The 21612-nt window shown below is 60.7% G+C and carries 19 protein-coding genes; 11 read left to right on the top strand and 8 right to left on the bottom strand.

The window, feature by feature from the left end; all coding sequences use genetic code 11:
• Positions 1–40: 40 nt before the first annotated feature.
• The 8 genes from BK667_RS30400 (at position 41) to BK667_RS30365 (ending at position 10165) form a co-directional block, all read left to right on the top strand.
• Positions 41–922 carry a HalD/BesD family halogenase gene (locus BK667_RS30400; RefSeq protein WP_123511866.1) on the top strand — a complete coding sequence of 294 codons (882 nt, stop codon included), beginning with the start codon at positions 41–43 and terminating at the stop codon, positions 920–922.
• Between the two features lie 57 nt (positions 923–979).
• Positions 980–2209, top strand: coding sequence for a M24 family metallopeptidase (locus tag BK667_RS30395; protein WP_123511864.1), 1230 nt, complete (start codon positions 980–982; stop codon positions 2207–2209).
• Between the two features lie 449 nt (positions 2210–2658).
• Positions 2659–4293 (top strand): ABC transporter substrate-binding protein, encoded by a 1635-nt coding sequence (locus tag BK667_RS30390; RefSeq protein WP_123599792.1) that lies wholly within the window; start codon positions 2659–2661, stop codon positions 4291–4293.
• A gap of 76 nt (positions 4294–4369) precedes the next feature.
• A complete protein-coding gene (locus BK667_RS30385; RefSeq protein WP_123599791.1) occupies positions 4370–5323 on the top strand; it encodes an ABC transporter permease in 954 nt (317 codons plus the stop codon).
• Complete coding sequence (locus BK667_RS30380) at positions 5320–6156, top strand: ABC transporter permease (RefSeq protein ID WP_123511858.1); 837 nt, start codon at positions 5320–5322, stop codon at positions 6154–6156. Before BK667_RS30385 ends, BK667_RS30380 begins: the two co-directional genes overlap by 4 nt.
• 2 nt (positions 6157–6158) lie before the next feature.
• A complete protein-coding gene (locus BK667_RS30375) occupies positions 6159–7805 on the top strand; it encodes a dipeptide ABC transporter ATP-binding protein (RefSeq protein ID WP_123599790.1) in 1647 nt (548 codons plus the stop codon).
• A 158-nt stretch (positions 7806–7963) separates the two neighbouring features.
• Complete coding sequence (locus tag BK667_RS30370; RefSeq protein WP_375538762.1) at positions 7964–9070, top strand: hypothetical protein; 1107 nt, start codon at positions 7964–7966, stop codon at positions 9068–9070.
• Positions 9071–9289: 219 nt separating this feature from the next.
• Complete coding sequence (locus BK667_RS30365) at positions 9290–10165, top strand: LysR substrate-binding domain-containing protein (protein ID WP_123599789.1); 876 nt, start codon at positions 9290–9292, stop codon at positions 10163–10165.
• Positions 10166–10386: 221 nt separating this feature from the next.
• Here BK667_RS30365 and BK667_RS30360 read toward each other — a convergent pair whose 3' ends face one another.
• The 7 genes from BK667_RS30360 to BK667_RS30330 form a co-directional block, all read right to left on the bottom strand.
• Entirely contained in the window at positions 10387–11751 is a 1365-nt protein-coding gene (locus BK667_RS30360) for an MFS transporter (protein ID WP_123599788.1), read from the bottom strand.
• 206 nt (positions 11752–11957) lie between these two features.
• The gene (locus BK667_RS30355; RefSeq protein ID WP_123599787.1) at positions 11958–13391 is read right to left on the bottom strand and encodes an NAD-dependent succinate-semialdehyde dehydrogenase; all 1434 of its coding nucleotides are present in this window, start codon (positions 13389–13391) and stop codon (positions 11958–11960) included.
• On the bottom strand, positions 13388–14422 hold the full coding sequence (locus BK667_RS30350; protein WP_123599786.1) for an aldo/keto reductase: 1035 nt from the start codon (positions 14420–14422) through the stop codon (positions 13388–13390). The genes BK667_RS30355 and BK667_RS30350 overlap by 4 nt, the downstream gene beginning before the upstream one ends.
• A gap of 10 nt (positions 14423–14432) precedes the next feature.
• Positions 14433–14945, bottom strand: coding sequence for a formaldehyde-activating enzyme (gene fae / locus BK667_RS30345; protein ID WP_054615233.1), 513 nt, complete (start codon positions 14943–14945; stop codon positions 14433–14435).
• A 376-nt stretch (positions 14946–15321) separates the two neighbouring features.
• Positions 15322–15618, bottom strand: coding sequence for a pentapeptide MXKDX repeat protein (locus BK667_RS30340; RefSeq protein ID WP_123408719.1), 297 nt, complete (start codon positions 15616–15618; stop codon positions 15322–15324).
• Between the two features lie 54 nt (positions 15619–15672).
• Complete coding sequence (locus tag BK667_RS30335) at positions 15673–16452, bottom strand: molybdopterin-dependent oxidoreductase (protein WP_123599785.1); 780 nt, start codon at positions 16450–16452, stop codon at positions 15673–15675.
• Positions 16449–17066: a cytochrome b/b6 domain-containing protein gene (locus BK667_RS30330; protein WP_123599784.1), complete on the bottom strand. Its 618-nt coding sequence runs from the start codon at positions 17064–17066 to the stop codon at positions 16449–16451. Before BK667_RS30330 ends, BK667_RS30335 begins: the two co-directional genes overlap by 4 nt.
• Positions 17067–17223: 157 nt before the next feature.
• On the opposite strand from BK667_RS30330, the gene BK667_RS30325 reads away from it, so the two are divergent.
• Positions 17224–18165, top strand: coding sequence for a class I SAM-dependent methyltransferase (locus BK667_RS30325; RefSeq protein WP_123599783.1), 942 nt, complete (start codon positions 17224–17226; stop codon positions 18163–18165).
• 166 nt (positions 18166–18331) lie between these two features.
• Here BK667_RS30325 and BK667_RS30315 read toward each other — a convergent pair whose 3' ends face one another.
• The gene (locus tag BK667_RS30315) at positions 18332–19099 is read right to left on the bottom strand and encodes a helix-turn-helix transcriptional regulator (RefSeq protein ID WP_123599782.1); all 768 of its coding nucleotides are present in this window, start codon (positions 19097–19099) and stop codon (positions 18332–18334) included.
• A gap of 111 nt (positions 19100–19210) precedes the next feature.
• On the opposite strand from BK667_RS30315, the gene BK667_RS30310 reads away from it, so the two are divergent.
• On the top strand, positions 19211–20314 hold the full coding sequence (locus tag BK667_RS30310) for a polyamine ABC transporter substrate-binding protein (protein ID WP_123599781.1): 1104 nt from the start codon (positions 19211–19213) through the stop codon (positions 20312–20314).
• Positions 20315–20463: 149 nt separating this feature from the next.
• Positions 20464–21579, top strand: coding sequence for a DmpA family aminopeptidase (locus BK667_RS30305; protein WP_123599780.1), 1116 nt, complete (start codon positions 20464–20466; stop codon positions 21577–21579).
• Positions 21580–21612 lie beyond the last annotated feature (33 nt).

The raw sequence follows: 21612 nt of genomic DNA, 5'->3' as shown, positions 1-21612 counted from the left end.
AACGCCAAACACTGTTAATTGATAGTTTCAGGAGACTTGCATGAGCCTTCAACTTGCCGACGCCGAAGTGGGCGATATCAGCGACATCATTAATACCGAGTTGTACCCCATACATGATTCGGGCCATGTCCAATTACAGGCACTGATCGAACACGCCCGCGCCGAACTGGCCAAGGACGGCTGCTGCCTGCTAAAGAATTTCCTGAGGCCCGAGGCGCTGGAACAGGCCCGCGCCGAAGGCCAGGCGCTGTCGGGCAAGACGTTCTACTCGGTGCGCAAGGTCAACGCCTACTTCACCGAAGACGACCCCGCCCTGCCCCAGGATGACCCGCGCCGCACGTTCATGGAGCGCACCAGCGGTTTCGTGACCCGGGACATGATCGCTCCGGACGCGATCATTCATCGGCTGTACGTCTCGCCGATGATGAAGCGCTTTATCGGCGCCTGCCTCAACGAGCCGGAGATTTTCGAATACGCCGACCCGTTCGCCGGGCTGGTGATCAATGTCATGCCCCACGGCACCGAGCAGCCCTGGCACTTCGACACCAACGAATTCATCGTCAGCATGATGACCCAGAAGCCCGAGGCCGGTGGCGTGTTCGAATACGCGCCGATGATCCGCACCCGCACCCAGGAAAACCTCGGTGCGGTGGGCAAAGTGGTGCGCGGCGACGACCGCAGCCGAGTGCAGGAACTGGAACTCAACCCCGGCGACTTGCAGATCTTCAAGGGCCGCTTCTCCGTGCACCGAGTGACCCGCGTCGAGGGTGCCACTGAGCGCAACACCGCCATCTTCGCCTACTCCGAAAAGCCCGGAATCATCGGCCGCGCCCAGCGCACCAAGCAGCTTTACGGACGCCTGTCCGAAGCTCACCTGCAAGCCGAACGCAACCTGGTGCGCAGCGACCAGTTGCTCGACTGATCCGCCCAAAAAAATCCTGAAAAAAACCCACCGTATTTGCCCTGCGAGGAACACCCCATGAGCCTGTCCGGCCCCAACCGCAACCCCGCCGACTGCGAACCGACCTACGACGAGATCCAGCAAATCCAGCTCGACCGTTTGCAACGGGTGCGCAACGAACTGAAAAAACGCGACTACGCCGCCTGCGTGCTGTTCGACCCGACCCACATGCGCTACGCCACCGGCTCACGCAACATGCAGGTGTACTCGGCGCGCAACCCGGCGCGTTACGCCTTCATCCCGGCGCAAGGCCCGGTGGTGGTCTTCGAATTCGGCGGTTGCCTGCATCTGGCAGAAAAGCTCAACACCGTCGATGAAGTGCGCCCGGCCAAAGCCATCTCCTACTACTTTTGCGACAGTTTCCTGAGCAACGTCACCGCTGAATGGGCCGCCGAAATCGATGAACTGGTGCGCAAGCACGGTGGCGGCAACAAGCGCATCGCCATCGAAAGCGCGACCTCGGCCGCCGCGTTCGAACTGCAAAAACTCGGCTATCAGATTTTCGACGCCCAGGAACCGCTGGAACGGGCGCGCTGCATCAAGGTGCCGAACGAGCTGAAGATGATTCGCGCCAGCCTGCGCGCCACTGAAGCCGGGGTGCGTCTGATGGAAAGCAAACTGGTGCCGGGCATCAGTGAAAACGAACTGTGGTCGCACCTGCACCAACACGTGATCGCCACCGACGGCGATTATGTGGAAACCCGCCTGCTGTCCTCCGGGCCGCGCACCAATCCATGGTTTCAAGAATGCAGCACCCGGCCGATCGAGGCCGGCGATCTGGTGGCCCTGGACACTGACGTGGTCGGGCGTTTCGGCTACTACGCCGACTTCTCGCGAACCTTCCTCTGCGGCGAGCAAGCCGCGACCGCCAAGCAACAGGAGCTGTACAAACTGGCCTACGAGCAAGTGCAGACCAACATGGAAATGCTCAAGGCCGGGCGCAGCTTCAAGGAATACGCCGAGCTGGCGTGGAAGATTCCCGACAACTACAAGGCCAACCGTTACTTCGCTTTGGCGCATGGCGTCGGCATGACCGGTGAATACCCTTACGTTGTGCACCGCGAAGACATCGATTCGCTGGGCTACGACGGTGTGTTCGAGGCCGGCATGACCATCTGCGTAGAAAGCTACATCGGCCACGATGAAGGCGGCGAAGGTGTGAAGCTCGAAGAGCAGATCTACATCCACGAAAACGGTATCGAATTGCTCTCCGACTACCCGTTCGATCCACGCCTGATGCCGCGATGAGTTGCCCGGACGGCGTCGTCATCTCCTTCGACACCGTCCGTTTTTCCCCTTGTTCCCACTCGGAACAAGGGGCGTTTGCGACTTCAACGCCCCGTTCCTTCATCAGTCCAGCCTGTCTATCTCAAGCGGCAGCCTTCCTTACGGTCAGTAACATGCATTTATCGAACGTTTCACCGTTGAATTTATCGTTTGTCGATCTTTGCGCAGATGACAAAACTGCGGGCATCTCTAATAAAAACAACATGAGAGCAGCCCTATGTCCTACCCCATTCCCGACCTCCTGATTTCGTTGCGCCTTGTTCTGCTGCCGGCTTCACGCCTGTCTTGCCTGCGCCTTCGCGGCGCCTGCCACTGACAGTTTCGGTTTATCGAAAACCGACCGCGTCTGCCGCTCGCCCCACCAGCGGCCAGTCGAAAAACGCATTTTGTGCACGTTATCGGAGAGGCATATGAAAGAGTTAATGACACTGGACGGCGCCCTGCCGCATCCAGCGGTAAACGAGCTGTGCACCCAAGTCAAAAGCGGCGAGATCAACCGCCGGCAATTCCTGCGCACCGCCACCCTCCTCGGCATCACCGCCGCCAGCGCCAGCACGTTCCTCGGTTCGGCCCTGCTCGGTAATAGCGTGCGCGCCGCCGAGGCTGTCCCGCCACGCCAGGGCGGCACGCTGCGGTTTGCCTGCGCCATCCAGGAAATCCAGGACCCGATGTTGATCACCTGGATCGAAGCCTCGAACCTGCTGCGCAACTCGCTGGAATTCCTGACCTGGGTCGACGCTGACAACATCACCCACCCGTACCTCGCCGAGAGCTGGAGCCCGTCCGACGACTTGAAGACCTGGACCTTCAACCTGCGTCAGGACGTAAAGTGGAGCAACGGCGACACCTTCAACGTCGAGGACGTGCAGCACAACATCGAGCGCTGGATCGCCGCCGATTCCAAGTCAGTCAACCGCACCGCATTCCAGGACATCAGCGCCTTCGAGAAAGTCAGCGACTTCCAGTTCCGCCTGGTGCTCAAGCGGCCGATGCTGGCCATCCCGGAAATGCTCAACGCCTTCACCTGCGCCATCGTCCACCGCAGCTTCAAGGCCGGTGATGATTGGGTGAAAAACCCGCTGTGCACCGGGCCGTTCAAACTGGTGTCGTTTGCGGTCAACAAGCAGGCGACCTTCGCCAAGCGTGCCGATTACTGGCGCAAACCGGCCAACCTCGATGAGTTGCGCTACGTCGACATGGGCACCGACGTCTCGACCCACCTCGCGGCATTGCAGGCTGGGCAAGTGGACGTACTGTACCGGGTGACCGTGGCCGAACTGGACCTGGCCAAGCGTTTGCCGGGCGCACAACTGCTGACCTGCAAATCGGCGCAAACCGTGGTCATGCGCATGGCCTGCGATCAAAAACCTTTCGACGACGTACGGATTCGCAAAGCCGTGGTGCTCTGCGCCGACAACGCACAGATGCTGAAAATCGCCTATCGCGGCATGGGCACCCTGGGCGAAGACCACCACGTCGCCCCGTCGCACCCGGAATACTTCCCGCTGCCCAAACGTGCCCGTGATGTCGCTGGCGCGAAGAAACTCCTCGCTGAAGCCGGCCATCCGAATGGCATCGACATCGACCTGATCGTCGGCAACACCCAGGGCCGTTACGAACAGGACTGCGCGCAGATCCTGCAACAGAACTGCGCCGAGGCCGGCATCCGCATCAACCTGAAAGTGATTCCGGCCACCCAATACTGGCCAATCTGGGACAAAGCCGCGTTCAGCCTCACCTACTGGGCCCACCGCCCGTTGGGCGTGATGTCGCTGGAACTGGCCTACCGCAGCGGCGCCGCGTGGAACGAAAGCCACTACAGCGACCCGGCGTTCGACGCCGCGCTGGACAACGCCATGGGCATCATCGACCCGAAACAACGGGCCGTGGCCATGCAAAGCGTCGAGCAAATCCTGCAAGACGCCTGCGTCATGGTGCAGCCGTTCTGGGGCGACAAATTCACCGCCGCCAGCAAGAAAGTCCAGGGCTTTCAGGTTCACCCCTCGGACTTCTACCCAATGGATGAAGTCTGGTTGAGCGCCTGATTCACGCGCCCCTCACGCGGCTCGCCCACCTCGGAGGGTTGGGCCGCCATCCCTTGATTAGCCGGAGCGTGCGAGCATGGCTGAATTTCTATTGCGCAAGTTATTGGCGCTGGCGGCAACCCTGCTGTCGGTGTCGGTGATCGTGTTCCTGGCCCTGGAACTGAACATCGAGGACGTCGCAATCAACGTCCTCGGCCCCTACTCCGCCGCCGACCAACGCGCCGCATGGCTGGTGGAACACGGTTACAACCAACCCTTCGTCTGGCGCTATTTAGTTTGGTTGAAAGACTTCGTTCACGGCGATTGGGGCACTTCGGTGCACTTTCGTGAACCGGTGATCGACCTGCTGCTGCCTAACCTGTGGCAAACCCTGATCCTCGCTGGACTGGCTTTGGCGGTGATGGTGCCGGTGGCGTTGACCCTCGGCATTCTGGCCGGGATTCGCCAAGGCTCGGCGGTGGATCGGCTGGTGTCATTTCTATCGATCGTCACCACCTCGATTCCGGACTTCGCCAGTGCGGTGTTTGTCTCGGCGATCTTCGTCTTCTGGCTGAACTGGCTGCCGGGCGTGAGCAGCATGAGCGACGGTTTCAACCCCGTAGAGCTGGCATTGCCGCTGATGGTGCTGTGCCTGTTCGGCATCGGTTATCTGGCGCGGATCACCCGCGCCTCGATGGTCGAAGTGATGCAGGCGCCATACATCCGCACCGCCCGCCTCAAAGGCGCGTCCACCTCGCGGATCGTGCTGCGGCATGCCCTGCGTAACGTGCTGATCGCACCGATCACGGTGATCATGTTGTACATCCCGTGGCTGCTGTCGAACGTGATCGTGGTCGAGGTGTTTTTCGCCTACAAAGGCTTTGGCTCGCTGCTGTACACCGCGTCGCTGAACCATGACGTGTACCTGATCGAAGCCTGCGCAATGATCAGCGGCATTGTGGTCGGCGCGACCAAAATCTTCTCGGACCTGGCCTACACCTGGCTCAACCCGCGCATCACCTTGCGCAGTCTTGGCGGAGGTGGCCAATGAACTTCCTCAACTCGTTCAAACATCCCTTGGCGTTGCTCGGTTTGCTGCTGGTCGGTGGCTGGGTGTTGATGGCGTTGTTCGCGCCGTGGCTGGCGCCCCACGATCCACTGGAAAGCTTCACTCCGCTGCTGACGCCGATGACCCCGGATGGCAATGGCCTGAGCTTTCTGCTGGGCACTGACATGATCGGTCGGGACATTCTGTCGCGGCTGATCTGGGGCACCCGCACGGTGTTGTTCTGGTCGATCCTCGCGACCCTGACCGCGTTCGCCGTGGGCATCGCCATGGGCCTGTGCGCCGGTTACTTCAATGGCTGGGTCGATGCGTTGCTGTCCTATGTCGCGGACACCGTGCTGTCATTCCCGGTGCTGGTGTTGTACATCGTGATCATCATCGCCCTCGGTGCCTCGGCGCTGAACATCCTGATCGCAGTGACGTTCACCAGTGCCCCGGCGATCTTCCGCATCATGCGTGCGCTGACCATCGACATCCGGTCCCGGGACTACGTGCTCAGCGCCATCACCCAGGGCGAAGGCTCGCTGCGGATCATGCTGGTGGAAATCCTGCCGAACTGCGGCGGGCCGCTGATCGTCGATTTCTGCCTGCGCATCGGCTACACCGCGATCATGATCGGCGCCCTCGGTTTCCTCGGCCTCGGCCTGCCACCGCCGACCCCGGACTGGGGCGGCATGATCAACGAAGGCCGCAGCATGGCCATCGCCTTCCCGCACCTGGTGATCTTCCCGTGCATTGCCATCTCCACCCTGATGCTGGGCCTGAGCCTGTTGGCGGACGGTCTGGACGAACACGCCCAGAAAGGCACAAGGAGTTGAGCATGAGCCAACAACAAGTCTTAAAGGTTGAGAACCTGTCCATCGAACTACCCGCCGGTGCCGACCGCAGTCACGCGGTCAAAGGCATCAGCCTTGACGTGCGCAAGGGTGAAATCCTCTGTGTGATCGGTGAGTCCGGCTCCGGCAAATCGGTGCTCTCGGCGGCGATCATGGGCGACTACGCCAAAGGTCTGCGCCACAGCGAAGGGGTGATCGATTTTCTTGGCGACGACATCTGCCGCATGGACGAACAGGCGTTGCGACGCTTGCGTGGCAACCGCATCGCGATGATTTTCCAAGAGCCGATGGCGGCGCTGAATCCGGCGATTCGCATCGGTCAGCAGGTCGAGGAAATCTTCGATATCCACGCACCGAACATGCCCGCCGCTGAACGCCGGGAACGCATGCTCGCCCTGCTCGACTCCACCCAATTGCCCGACCCGCCACGGATCGCCAACAGCTTCCCGCATCAGCTCTCCGGCGGCCAATGCCAACGGGTGGTGATTGCCATGGCGTTGGCGATGAACCCGGATTTGCTGATCGCCGACGAGCCGACCACGGCGCTGGACGTCACCACTCAGGCCCAGGTGCTGAAACTGGTACGCGACCTGCGCGGTCGCGGTCAGCACGGCATTTTGTTCATCACCCACGACTTCGGTGTGGTGGCGGAAATCGCCGACCGCATCGCTGTGATGGAGGGCGGTGTGCTGGTGGAAATCGGTGAGCGGGACCAGGTGCTGAATGCGCCGAATCACCCCTACACCCGCAAGTTGATTGCGGCCGTGCCGGCGTTGCATCCCGAGTTGCACGCGCCGTGTGCCGACGGTGAGATGGCGTTGCGCATCGAGCATCTGACCAAGACTTACAACGTCAGTGGTCGCTCGGTCCCGGCGCTGAAGGATGTGTCGCTGCAACTGCCACGGGGCAAGACGTTGGCGATTGTCGGCGAGTCTGGCTCGGGCAAAAGCACCCTGGTCAAAGCCGCGATTCGGCTGGTGGACAGCGACAGCGGCCATGTCTGGGTCGGCGATACGGATTTCCTCGCCTTGCGCGGTTCGGCCCTGGCAGCCAATCGGCGGCGGATCCAGATGATTTTCCAGGACCCCTATGGCTCGCTGAATCCACGGCACAGCGTCGGCGACATCATCGCCCGCGCCGCGCAATTGCGTGGTTTGTCGGCCAGGGATGCCTGGACCGAGGCCGGCGATTTGCTGGAGCAGGTCGGGCTCAAGCGTGACGCCCTCAAGCGCAAGCCACGGCAGTTTTCCGGTGGCCAGCGCCAGCGCATTGGCATCGCCCGGGCCCTGGCGATGCGCCCGGAAGTGCTGATCGCCGATGAGAGCGTGTCGGCGCTGGATGTCTCGGTGCAGAAACAGGTGCTGGAACTGCTGGCCGAACTGCAACAGCGCTTCAACCTGAGCATTTTGTTCATCACCCACGACCTGCGGGTGGCGGCGCAGATCAGCGACTACATCGCGGTGATGCGTCAGGGCGAAGTGGTGGAATACGGCACCGCGCAACAGGTGCTGTTGCGGCCGCAAAACACTTACACCCAGACCTTGCTCGCGGCGGCGCCCGGTGCTTCGGCGATACCGGTGGTGCCCGTCGCTGAACCACCGCTGAGGCTGATCCGACCTCAAGCCAACTGAGTCAATAACCCTTTTCCCAGGTCGCAGCGTTCGCTGCGGCATGGGCTGCTGTTGCCAACCATAACTAAAAAATCAGGAGTATGACTGTGCGCACAACCCCTCTTGCGGTCCGTTCCATCGCTCTCATTCCTCTGCTCGGCGCCTTCGCGGCACCGGCCATGGCGGTGCAGGTCACCGACAACCTCGACCTTGGCGGCGCCATTCGGGCACGTTGGGACTATGACCCGGATCGCGACATTCAGAAGTTCGGTCTGGACACGGTGTTCCTCAGCGCCAAGTACAATTCCGACACCTGGATCGGTGAGGCGCAATACCGCTTCTACGGGCGCTCTTACCCTTACCAGTACACCAAGAACTACGGCGACATCCAGTTCGCCAAGTTCGCGTGGGCCGGTTACAAGTTCAACCCCGACCAGCAAGTGCAGGTGGGCCTGAACACCGTGCCGTTCGGTTTGCAGCCGTACTTCGGCAGCACTTTCTACGAAACCCTGGGCAATGTTATCGGCCTGGAAGATGTGCAACAGGTCGGCGCCAAGTACATCCAGCAAAGCGGTGACTGGAACATCCAGGCCGGCTACTACCTGCGCCCGGCCTGGCAAGGCAAAGGCACCAGCAAGGGCGTGACCTATTCCAGCGTGGTGTCCGGCGCCGACAGCTACGTGGGCGATGGCAGCGACAACCAGGAACGCAACACCGTGGTGCTGAGGGTGGCCAAGGCCCTGGACCTGGGACCGTGGAAGTCCGAAGTCGGCATTTCGGGCCTGACCTCGACCCTGGAAAACAAGGACACCGACAACGACGGCCGGCGCAACGCCGTGGCCGTGCACTACCTCGGCAAAAACGGCCCGTGGGGCGTGCAACTGCAAGCGGCGCGGCAGCAGATGTCGCCACGCAACGCCGGCACCGATGAGGTGGTGACCCTCGGCGGCTACGACGGCACCTACAACGTCGCCAGTCGCGGCAATCTGTACGTGGCGGACCTGAGCTACGACGTCAGCGGCAAGTACCTGTTCGACCTGATCAGCGGCGTGAAGCTGTATGCCAACTACAGCGCCTTCGATAAATCCGCCGATGAATTCAAGACCTCACAGCGGATGATCCTCGGGACGTCGTTTTCCTTCAGCAAATTGTGGATCGCGACGGAGTGGTTGTATGGCAAAAATGACCCGTATATCGGTGGTAGCAGCTACACCCAGAGCCTGGGGGCTGGCGGGACCGATCAGTGGGAGAACCAGTTGTATATGAACATTGGGTATTACTTCTGATCCGGGGTTTTTGGCGTTCTTGAGGACGCCTTCGCGGGCAAGCCTCGCTCCTACAAGGAATACGCGATCCCCTGTAGGAGCGAGGCTTGCCCGCGAAGACTTTAGCCCAAACACCACTTGCATCAGCCCCTGCCACAGGAGTCAGATACGCCCTACAGAACATTCGCCAAAAACAATAAACCCGGCCCGAATCGGCGTCAGGTATGGAGCCACCCTTTCATGCGTCAACTGCCCTCGCTCAACATGCTGCGTGTCTTTGAAGAAGTCGCCCGGCATCGCAGTTTCAGCCAGGCGGCCCTGGGGCTGAACGTCACCCAAGGCGCGGTCAGCCGGCAGATCAAACAGCTTGAAGACTACCTCGGCGTGGCGCTGTTTATTCGCACGCCTCAGGGCTTGTCCCTGACCGAAACCGGGATCGCCCTCTCCCCTCAGCTAAGCGATGCCTTCGACCACATCGAACGTGCCCTGCAAGCGGTGCGCGTGCCCAACCTGCGCCAGCGCCTGCGCATCGTCGCGCCGCCGACCTGGGCCACGCGCTGGTTGTCGGCGCACTTGCGTGCGTTCTGCCAGCGCTACCCGGACATCAGCCTGAGCGTGACCAATCAAAGCGGCCACGACAACCTCGCGGAAATCGACTGCCACATCCGCTTCGGCCTCGAAGCCGCCAACCATTGCAGCAGCCAGTTGCTGGTGATGGAACGGCACATAGCGGTGGCCAGCCCGGAGTTGTTCGTCAACGGCCAGCCGCCGGACCTGCGGCGGTTTCCCTTGTTGCACATCCTGCACGACGGCAAGCGTTTGAAGGTGTGGGAGAACTGGTTGGCGGCGATGGGTCGGGACGATATCGATGCGGTGCAAGGGCTGGAATTCAGCACTCTGGACCAGGTGATTCACACGGCATTGGCCGGTGGTGGATTGGCGGTGATTGACCGGCAGATGATCGAGAAGGAATTGGCCAATGGCAGCCTGTTGCCGATCACTCCAGTGGAGGTGATTGGGCCGTATGGGTATTGGCTGGATGTGGCGAACGACAAACTGGGGTTGTCGAAGGTGCGGTTGTTTACGCAGTGGTTGGGGTTGGTGAGTAACCCTTGAGGGCCACCCCTCACCCCAGCCCTCCCGAAACGTCGGACCGCCCCAGAGGGGAGAGGGGGAAAGGGAGCAGATCTTCATGCTTTTCAACACCTGAGCTCGACTCGATATTGATCGTTCCCACGCTCTGCGTGGGAATGCAGCCAGGGACGCTCCGCGTCCCACAAGCGGACGCAGAGCGTCCATTGAGGCATTCCCACGCAGAGTGTGGGAACGATCATGCTTCAGATCGGGGCTGCGACCTTGACCTTGACCGGCGCCCCACTCTCCACCGGACTCTGCGCCTTGCACGCCTGGCTCAGTGTCAGGGATTTGGTTTCCGGTGCCCAGGCCCAGGAAATCATCGCGCCCAGCGCCAGAATCGCCGCGAGAATGCCCATGGTCGGACTCAACCCGATCCCCGCCACACTCACCGGCAGCAGGAAGGTACTGACCGCCGAACCCAAGCGGCTCACCGCCGTCGCCAGGCCAATCCCGCTGGCCCGCACTTCCGTCGGGAAGCTCTCGGCCGGGAACACGCCCACCAGATTGCTCACCGCCGACAACACCAGGGTGAACACACCGAACACCAACACCATCAAAAACGCCGCACTACCCGGCAACGCTGCCAGCAGAAACAGCGCCACGGCGAGGATGATGAACGAGTTGATCAGGAAACCCCGACGGGAAAACTTCACCGTGCACCAGATCCCGATCAATGCCCCGAGGATCAGCAGCATGTTCAGCATCAACTCCGTACCAAATCCTTCGGCCAAGCCCATCTTTTGCAGAATCGACGGCAGGAAGGTGTAGATCGCAAAGTACGGCATCACGATGCACACGAAGAACAGGCAATTGAACGCCGTGCGCTTGCGGTATTCACGGCTGAACAGCACCGCATAGCCGGAGCGGGTTTCGGTGGAGCGGGTTTCGTCGAGTTCGACGTTATCGCCGAGGTGTTTCTTGACGATGGCCCGGGCTTCGGCGATGCGTCCCTGATTCACCAGCCAACGCGGCGATTCCGGTGTGCCGATGCGAGCGATCAGGATCAACGCCGCCGGGATTGCCGACGAGGCCAGCATCCAGCGCCAGGCATCATCGCCGAGGTTGAGCATCGCCGTGCCGACAAAGGTCGCGGCGACATAGCCGAAGGTCCAGATCACGCTGAACGAACCGAGCAATACGCCGCGATGTTTCTTCGGTGAGAACTCGGCAAGCATGGCGTGGCCGACGCTGAAGTCACCGCCCAGGCCGATGCCGATCAGCACCCGGCACAGGAATAATTGCATCGCGGTTTCGGCGTAGAACTGCATCAGCGAGGCGATGGTGATCAGCACAAAACTGACCAGGAAGATTTTCTGTCGGCCGACCTTGTCGGAGATCCAGCCAAAGAACAGGCTGCCGAGGAACAGGCCGATCAGCGCCGACGCACCGATCAGGCCTTGCCAGAACGCATCGAGGTGCATCTGCGGGCTCAGCAGGGTGAAAGCGATACCGATCAGGCCGAGGATGTAGCCGTCGGTGAAATGCGCGCCGAACGTCAGGCCGGCGATTTTGATGTGGAAGCGCCCGATGGGCAGGTCGTCGATCTTTATCGATTGAGCGGACATGTTCGTCTCCAGTTGTTGTTATTGACGGAGAAATGAAACCGGTCGTTTTGGCTCTGATGAAACCGTTGGATCAGACGCATCAGAGCTGACTGAACCACGTACTGTAGGAGCGAGGCTTGCCCGCGAAGGCGGAGTGTCAGGCGACATCAATGCCGACAGATACACCGCCTTCGCGGGCAAGCCTCGCTCCTACAGGAGGCGTTGGGTTAGAGGCCACCCATCAACAGGTATTTGATTTCCAGGTAGTCTTCCAGACCGTATTTGGAGCCCTCGCGACCGAGGCCCGATTCCTTGATACCGCCAAACGGCGCGACTTCCGTAGAGATGATCCCTTCGTTGATCCCGACCATGCCCGCTTCCAGGCCTTCGGCCATGCGCCAGACGCGGCCAATGTCGCGGCTGTAGAAATACGCCGACAACCCGTACGGCGTGTCGTTGGCCCGTTGCAGCACTTCGGCTTCGTCCTTGAAGCGGAAGCACGCGGCGACAGGGCCGAAGGTTTCGTCCTGGGCGATCAGCATCTCGCTGTTGGCGTCAATGAGGATGGTCGGCTCGTAGAACGTGCCGCCGAGGGCATGGCGACGACCGCCGCACACCAGTTTGGCGCCCTTCTCCAGAGCATCACCGACATGCAGTTCAACCTTGGCCAGCGCGGCGGCGTTGATCAGCGGGCCTTGCTCGGTTTCACCGTCCAGCGCACTGCCGACGCGCATCGCCGCGACCGCTTCAGCCAGTTTGCCGGTGAAGGCTTCGTACACGCCGTCCTGAATAAAGAAGCGGTTGACGCAGACGCAGGTCTGCCCGGTGTTGCGGAATTTCGAGGCCATGGCGCCTTTGACGGCGGCGTCCAGATCGGCGTCGTCGAACACAATGAACGGCGCGTTGCCGCCCAGTTCCAGCGAGACTTTTTTCAGGGTTTCCGAGGCCTGACGCATCAGCAATTTGCCGGTGCGGGTGGAGCCGGTGAACGACAGTTTGCGCACGACGCTGGAGGCTTGCAGCGCCCCGCCAATCGCCACCGCATCACCCGAGACGATGTTGAACACGCCGGCGGGAATGCCCGCCTGCTCGGCCAGCACCGCCAGGGCGAAGGCTGACAGCGGTGTTTCTTCAGAGGGTTTGAGAATCATCGTGCAACCGGCCGCCAGCGCCGGGCCGACCTTGCGGGTGACCATGGCCAGCGGGAAATTCCACGGGGTGATCGCCGCGACGACGCCGATAGCTTCCTTGACCACGATGATGCGGGCGTCGGCCTTGTGGCTCGGAATCACGTCGCCGTAAGCGCGTTTCGCCTCTTCGGCGAACCACTCCAGAAAGCTTGCGGCGTAGACCACTTCGCCCATGGCTTCGGCCAACGGTTTGCCCTGTTCGCGGCTGAGCAAGGTGGCCAGGTCCTTCTGGTGGCTCAGCATCAGCTCGCTCCAGCGCTTGAGCTTCTGGCTGCGTTCCTTGGCCGTCAGTTTGCGCCAGGCTGGCAAGGCACGGTTGGCGGCGGCGATGGCGAGGTTGGTTGCTTCAGCGCCGGCCTTCTGTACTTCGGTGATCAGGTCGCCATTGGCCGGGTTCAACACCGGATAGGTGGGGCCACCGCTGGACCATTGGCCATCGATGAAATTGCCGTTACGGATCAGCGCGCTCATGCCACGGCCTCAGTCAGATTAAAGCGTTCCAGACCCGGACGGGCCGAGCGCAGGATGCGTTTACCGGCGGTGTAATCGTTGATCACGTCGCACGGGGTGTAGTTGCGTTCCAGTTCATGCAGCTCTTCGGCATCGAGCTTGGTTTCCAACGCAGCCAGGGCACTGTCGAACTGCGCGGTGGTGTCGGCACCCACCAGCATGCAATCGACCCCCGGATGATTGGCGACCCAGGCCTGCGCGATCTGCGCGTTCGACACCCCACGGGCGCGGGCCACGCGCTGTACCGAATGGGCGATTTCGAACGAGGCTTCGTCGCTGTACATCTGTTGGGTGAAGAAGTCGGTCTGGTTGCGGGTCGATTGCACGTCGCCGGTCAGTAAGCCACGGGCCAGTGGACTGAACACAGAGACACCCAAACCTTGATCGCGGCAGAACGGGATCATCTCGCGCTCTTCTTCGCGGTAGGCGCAGTTCAGTTGCAACTGCATGTTGATCGGTTTGACCCAACCATTGCGCTCGCAGGCCATGAGGATCTTCGCCAGTTGCCCGGTGAGCATGGTCGACACGCCGATGTAACGGGCCTTGCCGGAACGCACGATGTCGTTCATCGCGCTCATGGTTTCCTCGACCGGGGTGTTCATGTCGAAGTAATGCAGCATGAACACATCGACGTAATCCATGTTCAGGCGCTTCAGCGAGGCGTCGATGCTGTCCATGATGTGCTTGCGCGAATGGCCGCTGGCATTGAGGCCGTTACGGGTGCCGTAACCGACTTTGGTGGTGATCACCAGGTCGTCGCGACGGGCCAGGCGCTTGACGATGCGCCCCACCACTTCCTCGCCGACGCCAGCGGAATAGAAGTCCGCCAGGTCGATGAAATTCACCCCGTTGTCCAGGGCATGAGCGACGATTGGCTCGCTTTGCTTCTCATCGAAAATCCACGGTTTCCAGTCCGGGGTGCCCATGTTCATGGTGCCCAGGCACAGGCGGGAGACTTGCAGGCCGGAGTTGCCCAAACGAATGTATTGCATGGCGCAGACCTCAGGCTTTTGGCGTGTAGAAAGGGTTGCTGATGTGATCGACCACATCCGCCAGTTGCGCGGTTTCCGGCTTGCCGGTCAGGGCGGCGCGGATCGCAGTGCGGCAGGCGTTGTAGTTGTTCAGGTACACCGCATCGAGATCATCGCAGGCCGGGTTGACCCAGTTGGCCGTCACAATCGCCCACTCATCTTCGGCTTCCGGCGGCAAAGTGCCGTCCAGCAACGCTTCCAGAACAGCCTTGGCGATCCCGGCCTGGGACGCGCCCCAGGTGGCATTACCGTGCAGGTCGCTGCTGATCGCGGCTTTGTTGACGTAAAGGGTCATTGGCTTGACCGGAATGTTTGGCTGGGCGATCACCATGAACGGGCAATGCCCCTGGCTCGGTGACGCCAGGCTATTGGCAAACGCCTGCCCCGCCGGACCGTTGCGCGGGCCGATCAGAATGTTGATGTGCGCGGCGTTCACGCCTGGGCCTTCGAAACCTTCACCGATGTACAGGTCGAGTTCTTTCATGGGGCAATACTCTTTTTGGATTTTTTAGGGTGATCAGAAGCGCACACAGATCGTGAAGATCGCGGGGCAAATGTCGGGATTCGAAGAGCGCAGCACGGGGCTGACGGGGACGCGGCAGTGGGGCTTGGTCATGATTGCAAACGCTCTTTTTTGTTGTTGATGAGCTGGTTTGCGATTTTTTAACACTGGGGGTTGGCGGGGCTGTAACCATTAAAAGTCATGGGGGTATGAGGTCAGGTCATACCCTTTTTCAGGTCGCAGAAAAACCCTGTGGGAGCGGGCTTGCTCGCGAAGGCGGCTTCAGATTCAACATTAATGTTGACTGGCAGGACGCTTTCGCGAGCAGGCTCGCTCCCACAGGGGGGACACCGGGGGGTTACTGCGACATGGCGTCTTTTTTCATGGCGTCTTTGCTCATGCTGTCCTTGGACATGTTGTCTTTCTTCATTGTGTCCTTGCTCATCGCATCCTTGGACATGCTGTCTTTTTTCATGGTGTCCTTGGCCATGTTGTCCTTTTTCATCGTGTCTTTTTTCATGCTGTCTTTGGACATGGCATCTTTGGACATCGAGTCCTTGCTCATGCTGTCGTTGCTCATGGTGTCGGCGGCGTAGACGCTGGCGACGCCCATGGCCAAGAACAGAGACAGTGCGGCGGTGGCTAGCTTTTTCATGGTGGTGTTCCTTATAGAGTTGAGTGTGCTTGCGGTGAAGTACTTGGGCGTTCGTCAGCTGCCGCCAAACCAGTTGTAGCCCTGGTCTTCCCAGTAGCCGCCCGGATAGGTGTTGGTGACGAAAATCGCCTGGATGTGTTTGGGGTTCTTGTAGCCAAGCTTGGTGGGCATGCGCAGCTTCATCGGGAAGCCGTATTCACGGGGCAGCACGGCACCGTCGTAGGTCAGTGTGAGTAAGGTTTGCGCATGCAGCGCCGTGGCCATGTCGATGCTGGTGTAGTAGTCGTCGGCGCATTTGAAGCCGACGTACTTGGCGTCGGTGTCGGCGCCCACCCGTTTGAGGAAATCGCTGAAGCGCACGCCACCCCAGCGGCCGATGGCGCTCCAGCCTTCGACGCAGATATGCCGGGTGATCTGGTCGGTCTGGGCCATGGCGCGCAATTCTTCAAGCTTCCAGCTGCGCTTGTCGGCAACCATGCCGGTGACTTCCAGCCGATAGCTTTCTTCCTCGACCGTCGGTGCCTCGTCGATACCGTAAAAAGCATTGAAGGGAAACGGCCGGGTGATCATCGACTCGGCATAGGTCGGCGCCATGGCGTTGGGGTTGAACAGCCAGCCCTGGACCCGATCGTTAAGGCGGGACATGGAGGACAGCGCGGTTTCGACGCTGTCGTTGTCGGTGATGTTGCAACCGGACAACATGGCCACGCCGCCGAGGGTCAGGCTGCGCATCAGGAATGAGCGCCGGGAACGGTCTTCGATTTGTGGCGCCAATACCTTCCTGGCTTCGCTCAGGATGGATGACTCGTCGAGTCCTTCGATGCGCTTTTTCATACAGGCTCCTTGCGCCCAACGATCATGTACCACAACGTTTTCGGCACCAGCAGCACCATCGCCAGATGCACCACGATGAACGCCACCAACAGCGACATCGCAATGAAATGCACCTGCCGCGCGCCTTCGTAACCGCCCAGCAATTCACGCAACAGCGGGAACTGCACTGACTTCCAGAGCACCAGCCCGGAGACCACCATCATCGTGATGTCGAGCATGACGAACAGGTAGGCAAACCGCTGGACCTGGTTGTAATGGCTGAGGTCGGCATGCCCCAGCCGCCCTCTCAATGCGGCCCACAAGTCATGCAGAATGCCTTTGGGTGACACCGGGAAAAACCGTCGAAACAGACGACCGCTGGCGATGTTGATGATCAGGTAAATAAGGCCGTTGACCGCGAGGAACCACATCGCCGCGAAATGCCATTGCAACGCACCGCCGAGCCAACCACCCAGGGTGATCGAGGCCGGGAAGCTGAAATCGTAGAGGGGCGAGGCGTTATAGATGCGCCAGCCGCTGGTGATCATGACCACGACGGCCACGGCGTTGAGCCAATGGGTCAGGCGCAGCCAGCGTGGATGGCTGGCCCTGGGTGAAGCAGTTGGCTGCGACATGTCCGGCTCCCGGTTGTTGTTCGTTGGGGCCAAGTATGGGAGCCGGAAGATCGCCAAATCCTCACGTAAAGTTAAATTAAACGTGATAACTATCCGCGGGTTGCCGGGGTGCATTTGTGGTTAAAATGCCGCCCACTCACATTGCCGACGTTGCCTGATGAACCCTGACGCCCTCGCCACCCTGCACACTCACTTGTTGACCGCCCTGGCCAGCGCCCCGGCCGAAACCCGCCGTCTGTTCCACGGGCGCGGGCGTTGCTGGCCGGGCCTGGAGCAGTTGACCGTCGACTGGTTGCAAGGTGTGGTGCTGGTGTCTCTGTTCAAAGAGCCGGAAGCGCAACAGCTGGAAGATTTGAAGCGTCTGCTGCTCGGCATTACTCAGTCAGACGAGTGGCAACAATCCGGCGCGCACACGCTGCTGTTGCAACACCGCTACCTGCTGCAAAGCACCACTGAATGGCTGCTGGGGGGCGCGCTTGAGGAAATGACCATTACCGAGGGCGGCCTGAAATATCGGGTGGACCTGGGCCGCAAACAGAATGCCGGGCTGTTCCTCGACATGCGCTATGGCCGCGACTGGGTGCGAGCCAATGCCGAGGGCAAACGGGTGTTGAACCTGTTCGCCTACACCTGTGGGTTTTCAGTGGCGGCCATCGAGGGTGGCGCGGCGCATGTGGTCAATCTGGACATGTCCAGTTCCGCGCTCAGCCGTGGTCGTGACAATCACCGGCTCAATGGCCACGACTTGAGCAAGGTGACGTTCCTCGGCCACGACCTGTTCAAGTCCTGGGGCAAGGTGATTGGCAAGGGCCCGTATGACCTGGTGATCATCGACCCGCCGTCGTTTCAGAAAGGCAGTTTTTTGCTGACCAAGGATTACCAGCGTGTGTTGCGGCGGTTGCCGGAATTGCTCACCGAACAGGGCACGGTGCTGGCCTGCATGAACGACCCGGCGTTCGGTTCGGATTTCCTGATTGATGGTGTTACTCGTGAGGCGCCGAGTTTGCGGTTTGTGGAGCGGTTGGAGAATCCGCCGGAGTTTCCGGATGCCGATGTTGAATGCGGGTTGAAGGCGTTGGTGTTTCGGCAGGGGGATTGAGGTGCGGCGTTCGCGAGCAGGCTCGCTCCCACATTGGCCTGCTGCTGAAGATCCCTTGTGGGAGCGAGCTTGCTCGCGATGTCGGCGGCACATTCAACATTGATACCGACTGACATACCGCTATCGCGAGCAAGCTCGCTCCCACAGGGGACTGTTGGTGAATGCGCTATTTGGGCTGCAACACCAGCGCAAACAACTCGCCATGACCGCTGACGTTGAGCTTGTGGTAAAGATTGCGCCGATGCACTTTCACCGTTTCCGGGGAAATGCTCAGTTGCTGGGCGATGGCTTTGCTGGAGAAGCCCTGGAGGATCAGGCGCGCGGTTTCGACTTCCCGTGCCGTCAATCGCGCATCGAATTGATCGAGCAAGGTCGCCAGATCCCCGGCCACCGCTGTCGGTCCCTCCGGCGGCACCAGTTGCAAGTGTCGGCCCATCGCGGCCAGCACCCAGTCACGCACACATAGCAGACGGCCGTGTTCTTCAGGGGTGAATCGCGTCGAGCGGCCCAGCGACAAACCGAGTACAGCGCCGTCCACGTTGATCATGAACTGCAACTCATCACCGCCCACCACCGAACGGAAATAACTCTGGTAATACTCGCTCTGCTGAAACTGGTCCGGGGCCACTGAATCGAGGCTGTGCAATCCGTCAGTGATACCGGCGCAGGCTGCCTGGTAGAAGGGATCGAGCAAATACATGCCGGCGCTGTAGTCAGCCGGTTCTTCCTCCTCGTGCGCGCTGGCCCGGGAGTCGAAATCGATCAGCAGCACCGGCACCCTTCCCGCGCGCATGACTGCGACCAGGGCGTTATCCAGCGGCACCAGTAAGCGCAAGGTATCCACCAGCGCCCGCCAGAAACTGTCGTGGCCCAACGCGCCAAACACTCGCGCTAATCCTTGATGCACCGGCAACTCTTTCAACAACCCGTCCACGCCCTACCCCTTTCGAGTAACCCATGATGGGAATGGGTGATCACCCTCCCCCTCGATACGCTGCAAGCTCCTGATTATCACCGGCCTGCAGCAGGCCAGGAGCGCCGCATCATGAGTGGTCACCGCACGTATATCAACCTGGGACTGGGCGCGTGCCTGTCGGCGTCGCTGTCGGCATTTGCCGCCGATGCCCCCACCGTGCATGTCTACAACTGGTTTGACTACATCGGTCCTACCACGCTGAAGGATTTCCAGCGCGACACCGGGATCAACCCCGTCTATGACACCTTCGACAGTGGTGAAGTACTGGAAGCCAAGCTGATGACGGGCCATAGCGGCTATGACGTGGTGGTAGCCAGTAACTTCATTCTGCCGGCCCTGATCAAGGCCGGAGCCTTGCAGAAACTGGACCGTAGCCAACTGACCAATCTTCAACACATTGACCCGGTGCTGCTGGAAAAGCTGCGCGCGAACGACCCGGACAACCAATACGCCGTTCCTTACCTGTGGGGCACCGACGGCATTGGCTACAACGTTGACAAGGTCCGAGCAGCCCTCGGCGACCAGGCTCCGGTGAACTCCTGGGATCTGCTGTTCAAGGAAGAAAACCTGGCGAAGCTCAGCCAATGTGGCGTGGGGGTGCTGGACGCTCCCGCCGAGATCATCCCGATCGCCCTGCACTATCTCGGCCTGCCGCCCAACAGTAGTAACCCCGCGGACTACAAAAAAGCTGAAGCACTGCTGCTCAAGTTGCGCCCGTACATCACCTACTTCAATTCGTCGAAGATCCAGACCGACCTGGCCAACGGCGATATCTGTGTCGCCTTGACGTGGTCCGGCACCGTGTTCGGTGCCATGCAAGCCGCCAATGAAGCCGCGAAGGGTGTAAAGATTGAATACAGCATTCCGGTCGAGGGTGCGCCGCTGTGGTCCGATAACCTGGTCATGGTCAAGGACGGCAGCAATCCACAACAGGGACTGGCCTTTATCAACTACCTGCTGCGCCCTGAAGTGATCGCCCCCGCCACCAATCTGGCGCTCACCGCCAACGCCAATAAAGACGCGACCGCGTTGCTCTCGGATGAGGTGCACAAGTTCAGCAACATCTACCCCTCCGCCGAAGTGATCGCCAAGGCGTTCACCCTGCAACCGCAGCCCCATGAGATCGAACGTGTCCGCACGCGCTCCTGGAGCAACATCAAAAACGGCCAGTAAAAACACCGCAGATCCCCGTAGGAGCAAAGCTTGCTCGCGAAGAGGCCATCACATTCGAAGAAGATGTCGCCTGATCGATTGCTATCGCGAGCAAGCTTTGCTCCTACAAGGGGTGTGCCAATGAGTTTGGATTGAACATGAGAACGACAATGAAACCACGTGCCCGCGATTTGAATATCCAGTTCGGCCAGCTGCAACCCGGCCCGCTCAACGCCATCACCGACGTGCCCGGCGTACGGGTCGGCCACAGCAATGTGCGCGGCCGCACCGCCCAGGGCCGCGACATCCTGACCGGCGTCACGGTGATCGAGCCTCGCATCGGTTCCACCAGCCAACAACCGTGTTTTGCCGGGGTCCATGTGCTCAACGGCAATGGCGATGCGACCGGGCTGGAATGGATTCGCGAGGCCGGGCTGTTGACCAGTCCGATCGCGTTCACCAACACCCACAGCCTGGGCGTGGTGCGCGATGCGCTGATTGTGCTGGACCGCGAACAACAACCGGATGACGGGCGACTCTACTGGAACATGCCCGTCGTGCTGGAGACGTTCGACGGCTTGCTCAACGACATCAACGGTTTCCATGTGAAACCCGAGCACGTGGCCGAAGCCTTGCGCACAGCGGTGGGCGGACCGGTCAGCGAGGGTAATGTCGGTGGCGGCAGCGGCATGATCTGCCATGAATTCAAGGGCGGAATCGGCACTGCGTCCCGGCGCCTGAGCAGCGCCCAGGGTGGCTGGACCGTGGGGGCCATCGTCCAGGCCAACCACGGCATTCGCAACGAGTTGCGGGTCGATGGCTACCCGGTCGGGCGCTACATGGAAAAGGCCGACTCGCCGTTCCTCAAAGCGTCGTTGCCTCATCCTGGCATGGGCTCGATCGTCGTCTGCCTGGCCACCGACGCGCCGTTGCTGCCGCACCAATGCACCCGCCTCGCGCAACGTGCCAGCCTGGGCCTGGCCCGCACCGGCGGCGGTAATGAAGACCACAGCGGTGACATCTTCATCGCCTTCACCACCGGCAACGACGTGCCACCGGCGGCTTACGAGAGCAAGAAAGCCCCGATCTGCGACAACCTGCGCATGGTCAACAACGACCACATCAGCGAACTGTTTTTGGCCGCGACCGAAGCCGTCGAAGAAGCGATCATCAACGCGTTGCTGGCGGGTGAAACGGCTGAGGGCAATGGGCATGCGGTGCCGGGGCTGGATGCCGCGACACTGCTCAAAGCCTTGCGCCAGGCGGGTTGGCCTGGGGCTGTCTAGACGCCGATAAACCAATGTGGGAGCGAGCCTGCT

Source organism: Pseudomonas frederiksbergensis, from assembly GCF_003732705.1.
Taxonomy (GTDB): Bacteria; Pseudomonadota; Gammaproteobacteria; order Pseudomonadales; family Pseudomonadaceae; genus Aquipseudomonas; species Aquipseudomonas frederiksbergensis_F.
This window is presented reverse-complemented; position numbering and strand designations above follow the sequence as displayed.

Excerpts from the sequence above, each read along its gene's own strand:
- BK667_RS30385 (WP_123599791.1), top strand. The coding sequence starts at position 4,370 with ATGGCTGAATTTCTATTGCGCAAGTTATTGGCGCTGGCGGCAACCCTG.
- BK667_RS30350 (WP_123599786.1), bottom strand. The coding sequence starts at position 14,422 with ATGCAATACATTCGTTTGGGCAACTCCGGCCTGCAAGTCTCCCGCCTG.
- fae (WP_054615233.1), bottom strand. The coding sequence starts at position 14,945 with ATGAAAGAACTCGACCTGTACATCGGTGAAGGTTTCGAAGGCCCAGGC.
- BK667_RS30325 (WP_123599783.1), top strand. The coding sequence starts at position 17,224 with ATGAACCCTGACGCCCTCGCCACCCTGCACACTCACTTGTTGACCGCC.
- BK667_RS30365 (WP_123599789.1), top strand. The coding sequence starts at position 9,290 with ATGCGTCAACTGCCCTCGCTCAACATGCTGCGTGTCTTTGAAGAAGTC.
- BK667_RS30400 (WP_123511866.1), top strand. The coding sequence starts at position 41 with ATGAGCCTTCAACTTGCCGACGCCGAAGTGGGCGATATCAGCGACATC.
- BK667_RS30360 (WP_123599788.1), bottom strand. The coding sequence starts at position 11,751 with ATGTCCGCTCAATCGATAAAGATCGACGACCTGCCCATCGGGCGCTTC.
- BK667_RS30395 (WP_123511864.1), top strand. The coding sequence starts at position 980 with ATGAGCCTGTCCGGCCCCAACCGCAACCCCGCCGACTGCGAACCGACC.
- BK667_RS30380 (WP_123511858.1), top strand. The coding sequence starts at position 5,320 with ATGAACTTCCTCAACTCGTTCAAACATCCCTTGGCGTTGCTCGGTTTG.
- BK667_RS30305 (WP_123599780.1), top strand. The coding sequence starts at position 20,464 with ATGAAACCACGTGCCCGCGATTTGAATATCCAGTTCGGCCAGCTGCAA.
- BK667_RS30390 (WP_123599792.1), top strand. The coding sequence starts at position 2,659 with ATGAAAGAGTTAATGACACTGGACGGCGCCCTGCCGCATCCAGCGGTA.
- BK667_RS30310 (WP_123599781.1), top strand. The coding sequence starts at position 19,211 with ATGAGTGGTCACCGCACGTATATCAACCTGGGACTGGGCGCGTGCCTG.
- BK667_RS30335 (WP_123599785.1), bottom strand. The coding sequence starts at position 16,452 with ATGAAAAAGCGCATCGAAGGACTCGACGAGTCATCCATCCTGAGCGAA.
- BK667_RS30370 (WP_375538762.1), top strand. The coding sequence starts at position 7,964 with ATGGCGGTGCAGGTCACCGACAACCTCGACCTTGGCGGCGCCATTCGG.
- BK667_RS30375 (WP_123599790.1), top strand. The coding sequence starts at position 6,159 with ATGAGCCAACAACAAGTCTTAAAGGTTGAGAACCTGTCCATCGAACTA.
- BK667_RS30355 (WP_123599787.1), bottom strand. The coding sequence starts at position 13,391 with ATGAGCGCGCTGATCCGTAACGGCAATTTCATCGATGGCCAATGGTCC.
- BK667_RS30330 (WP_123599784.1), bottom strand. The coding sequence starts at position 17,066 with ATGTCGCAGCCAACTGCTTCACCCAGGGCCAGCCATCCACGCTGGCTG.
- BK667_RS30340 (WP_123408719.1), bottom strand. The coding sequence starts at position 15,618 with ATGAAAAAGCTAGCCACCGCCGCACTGTCTCTGTTCTTGGCCATGGGC.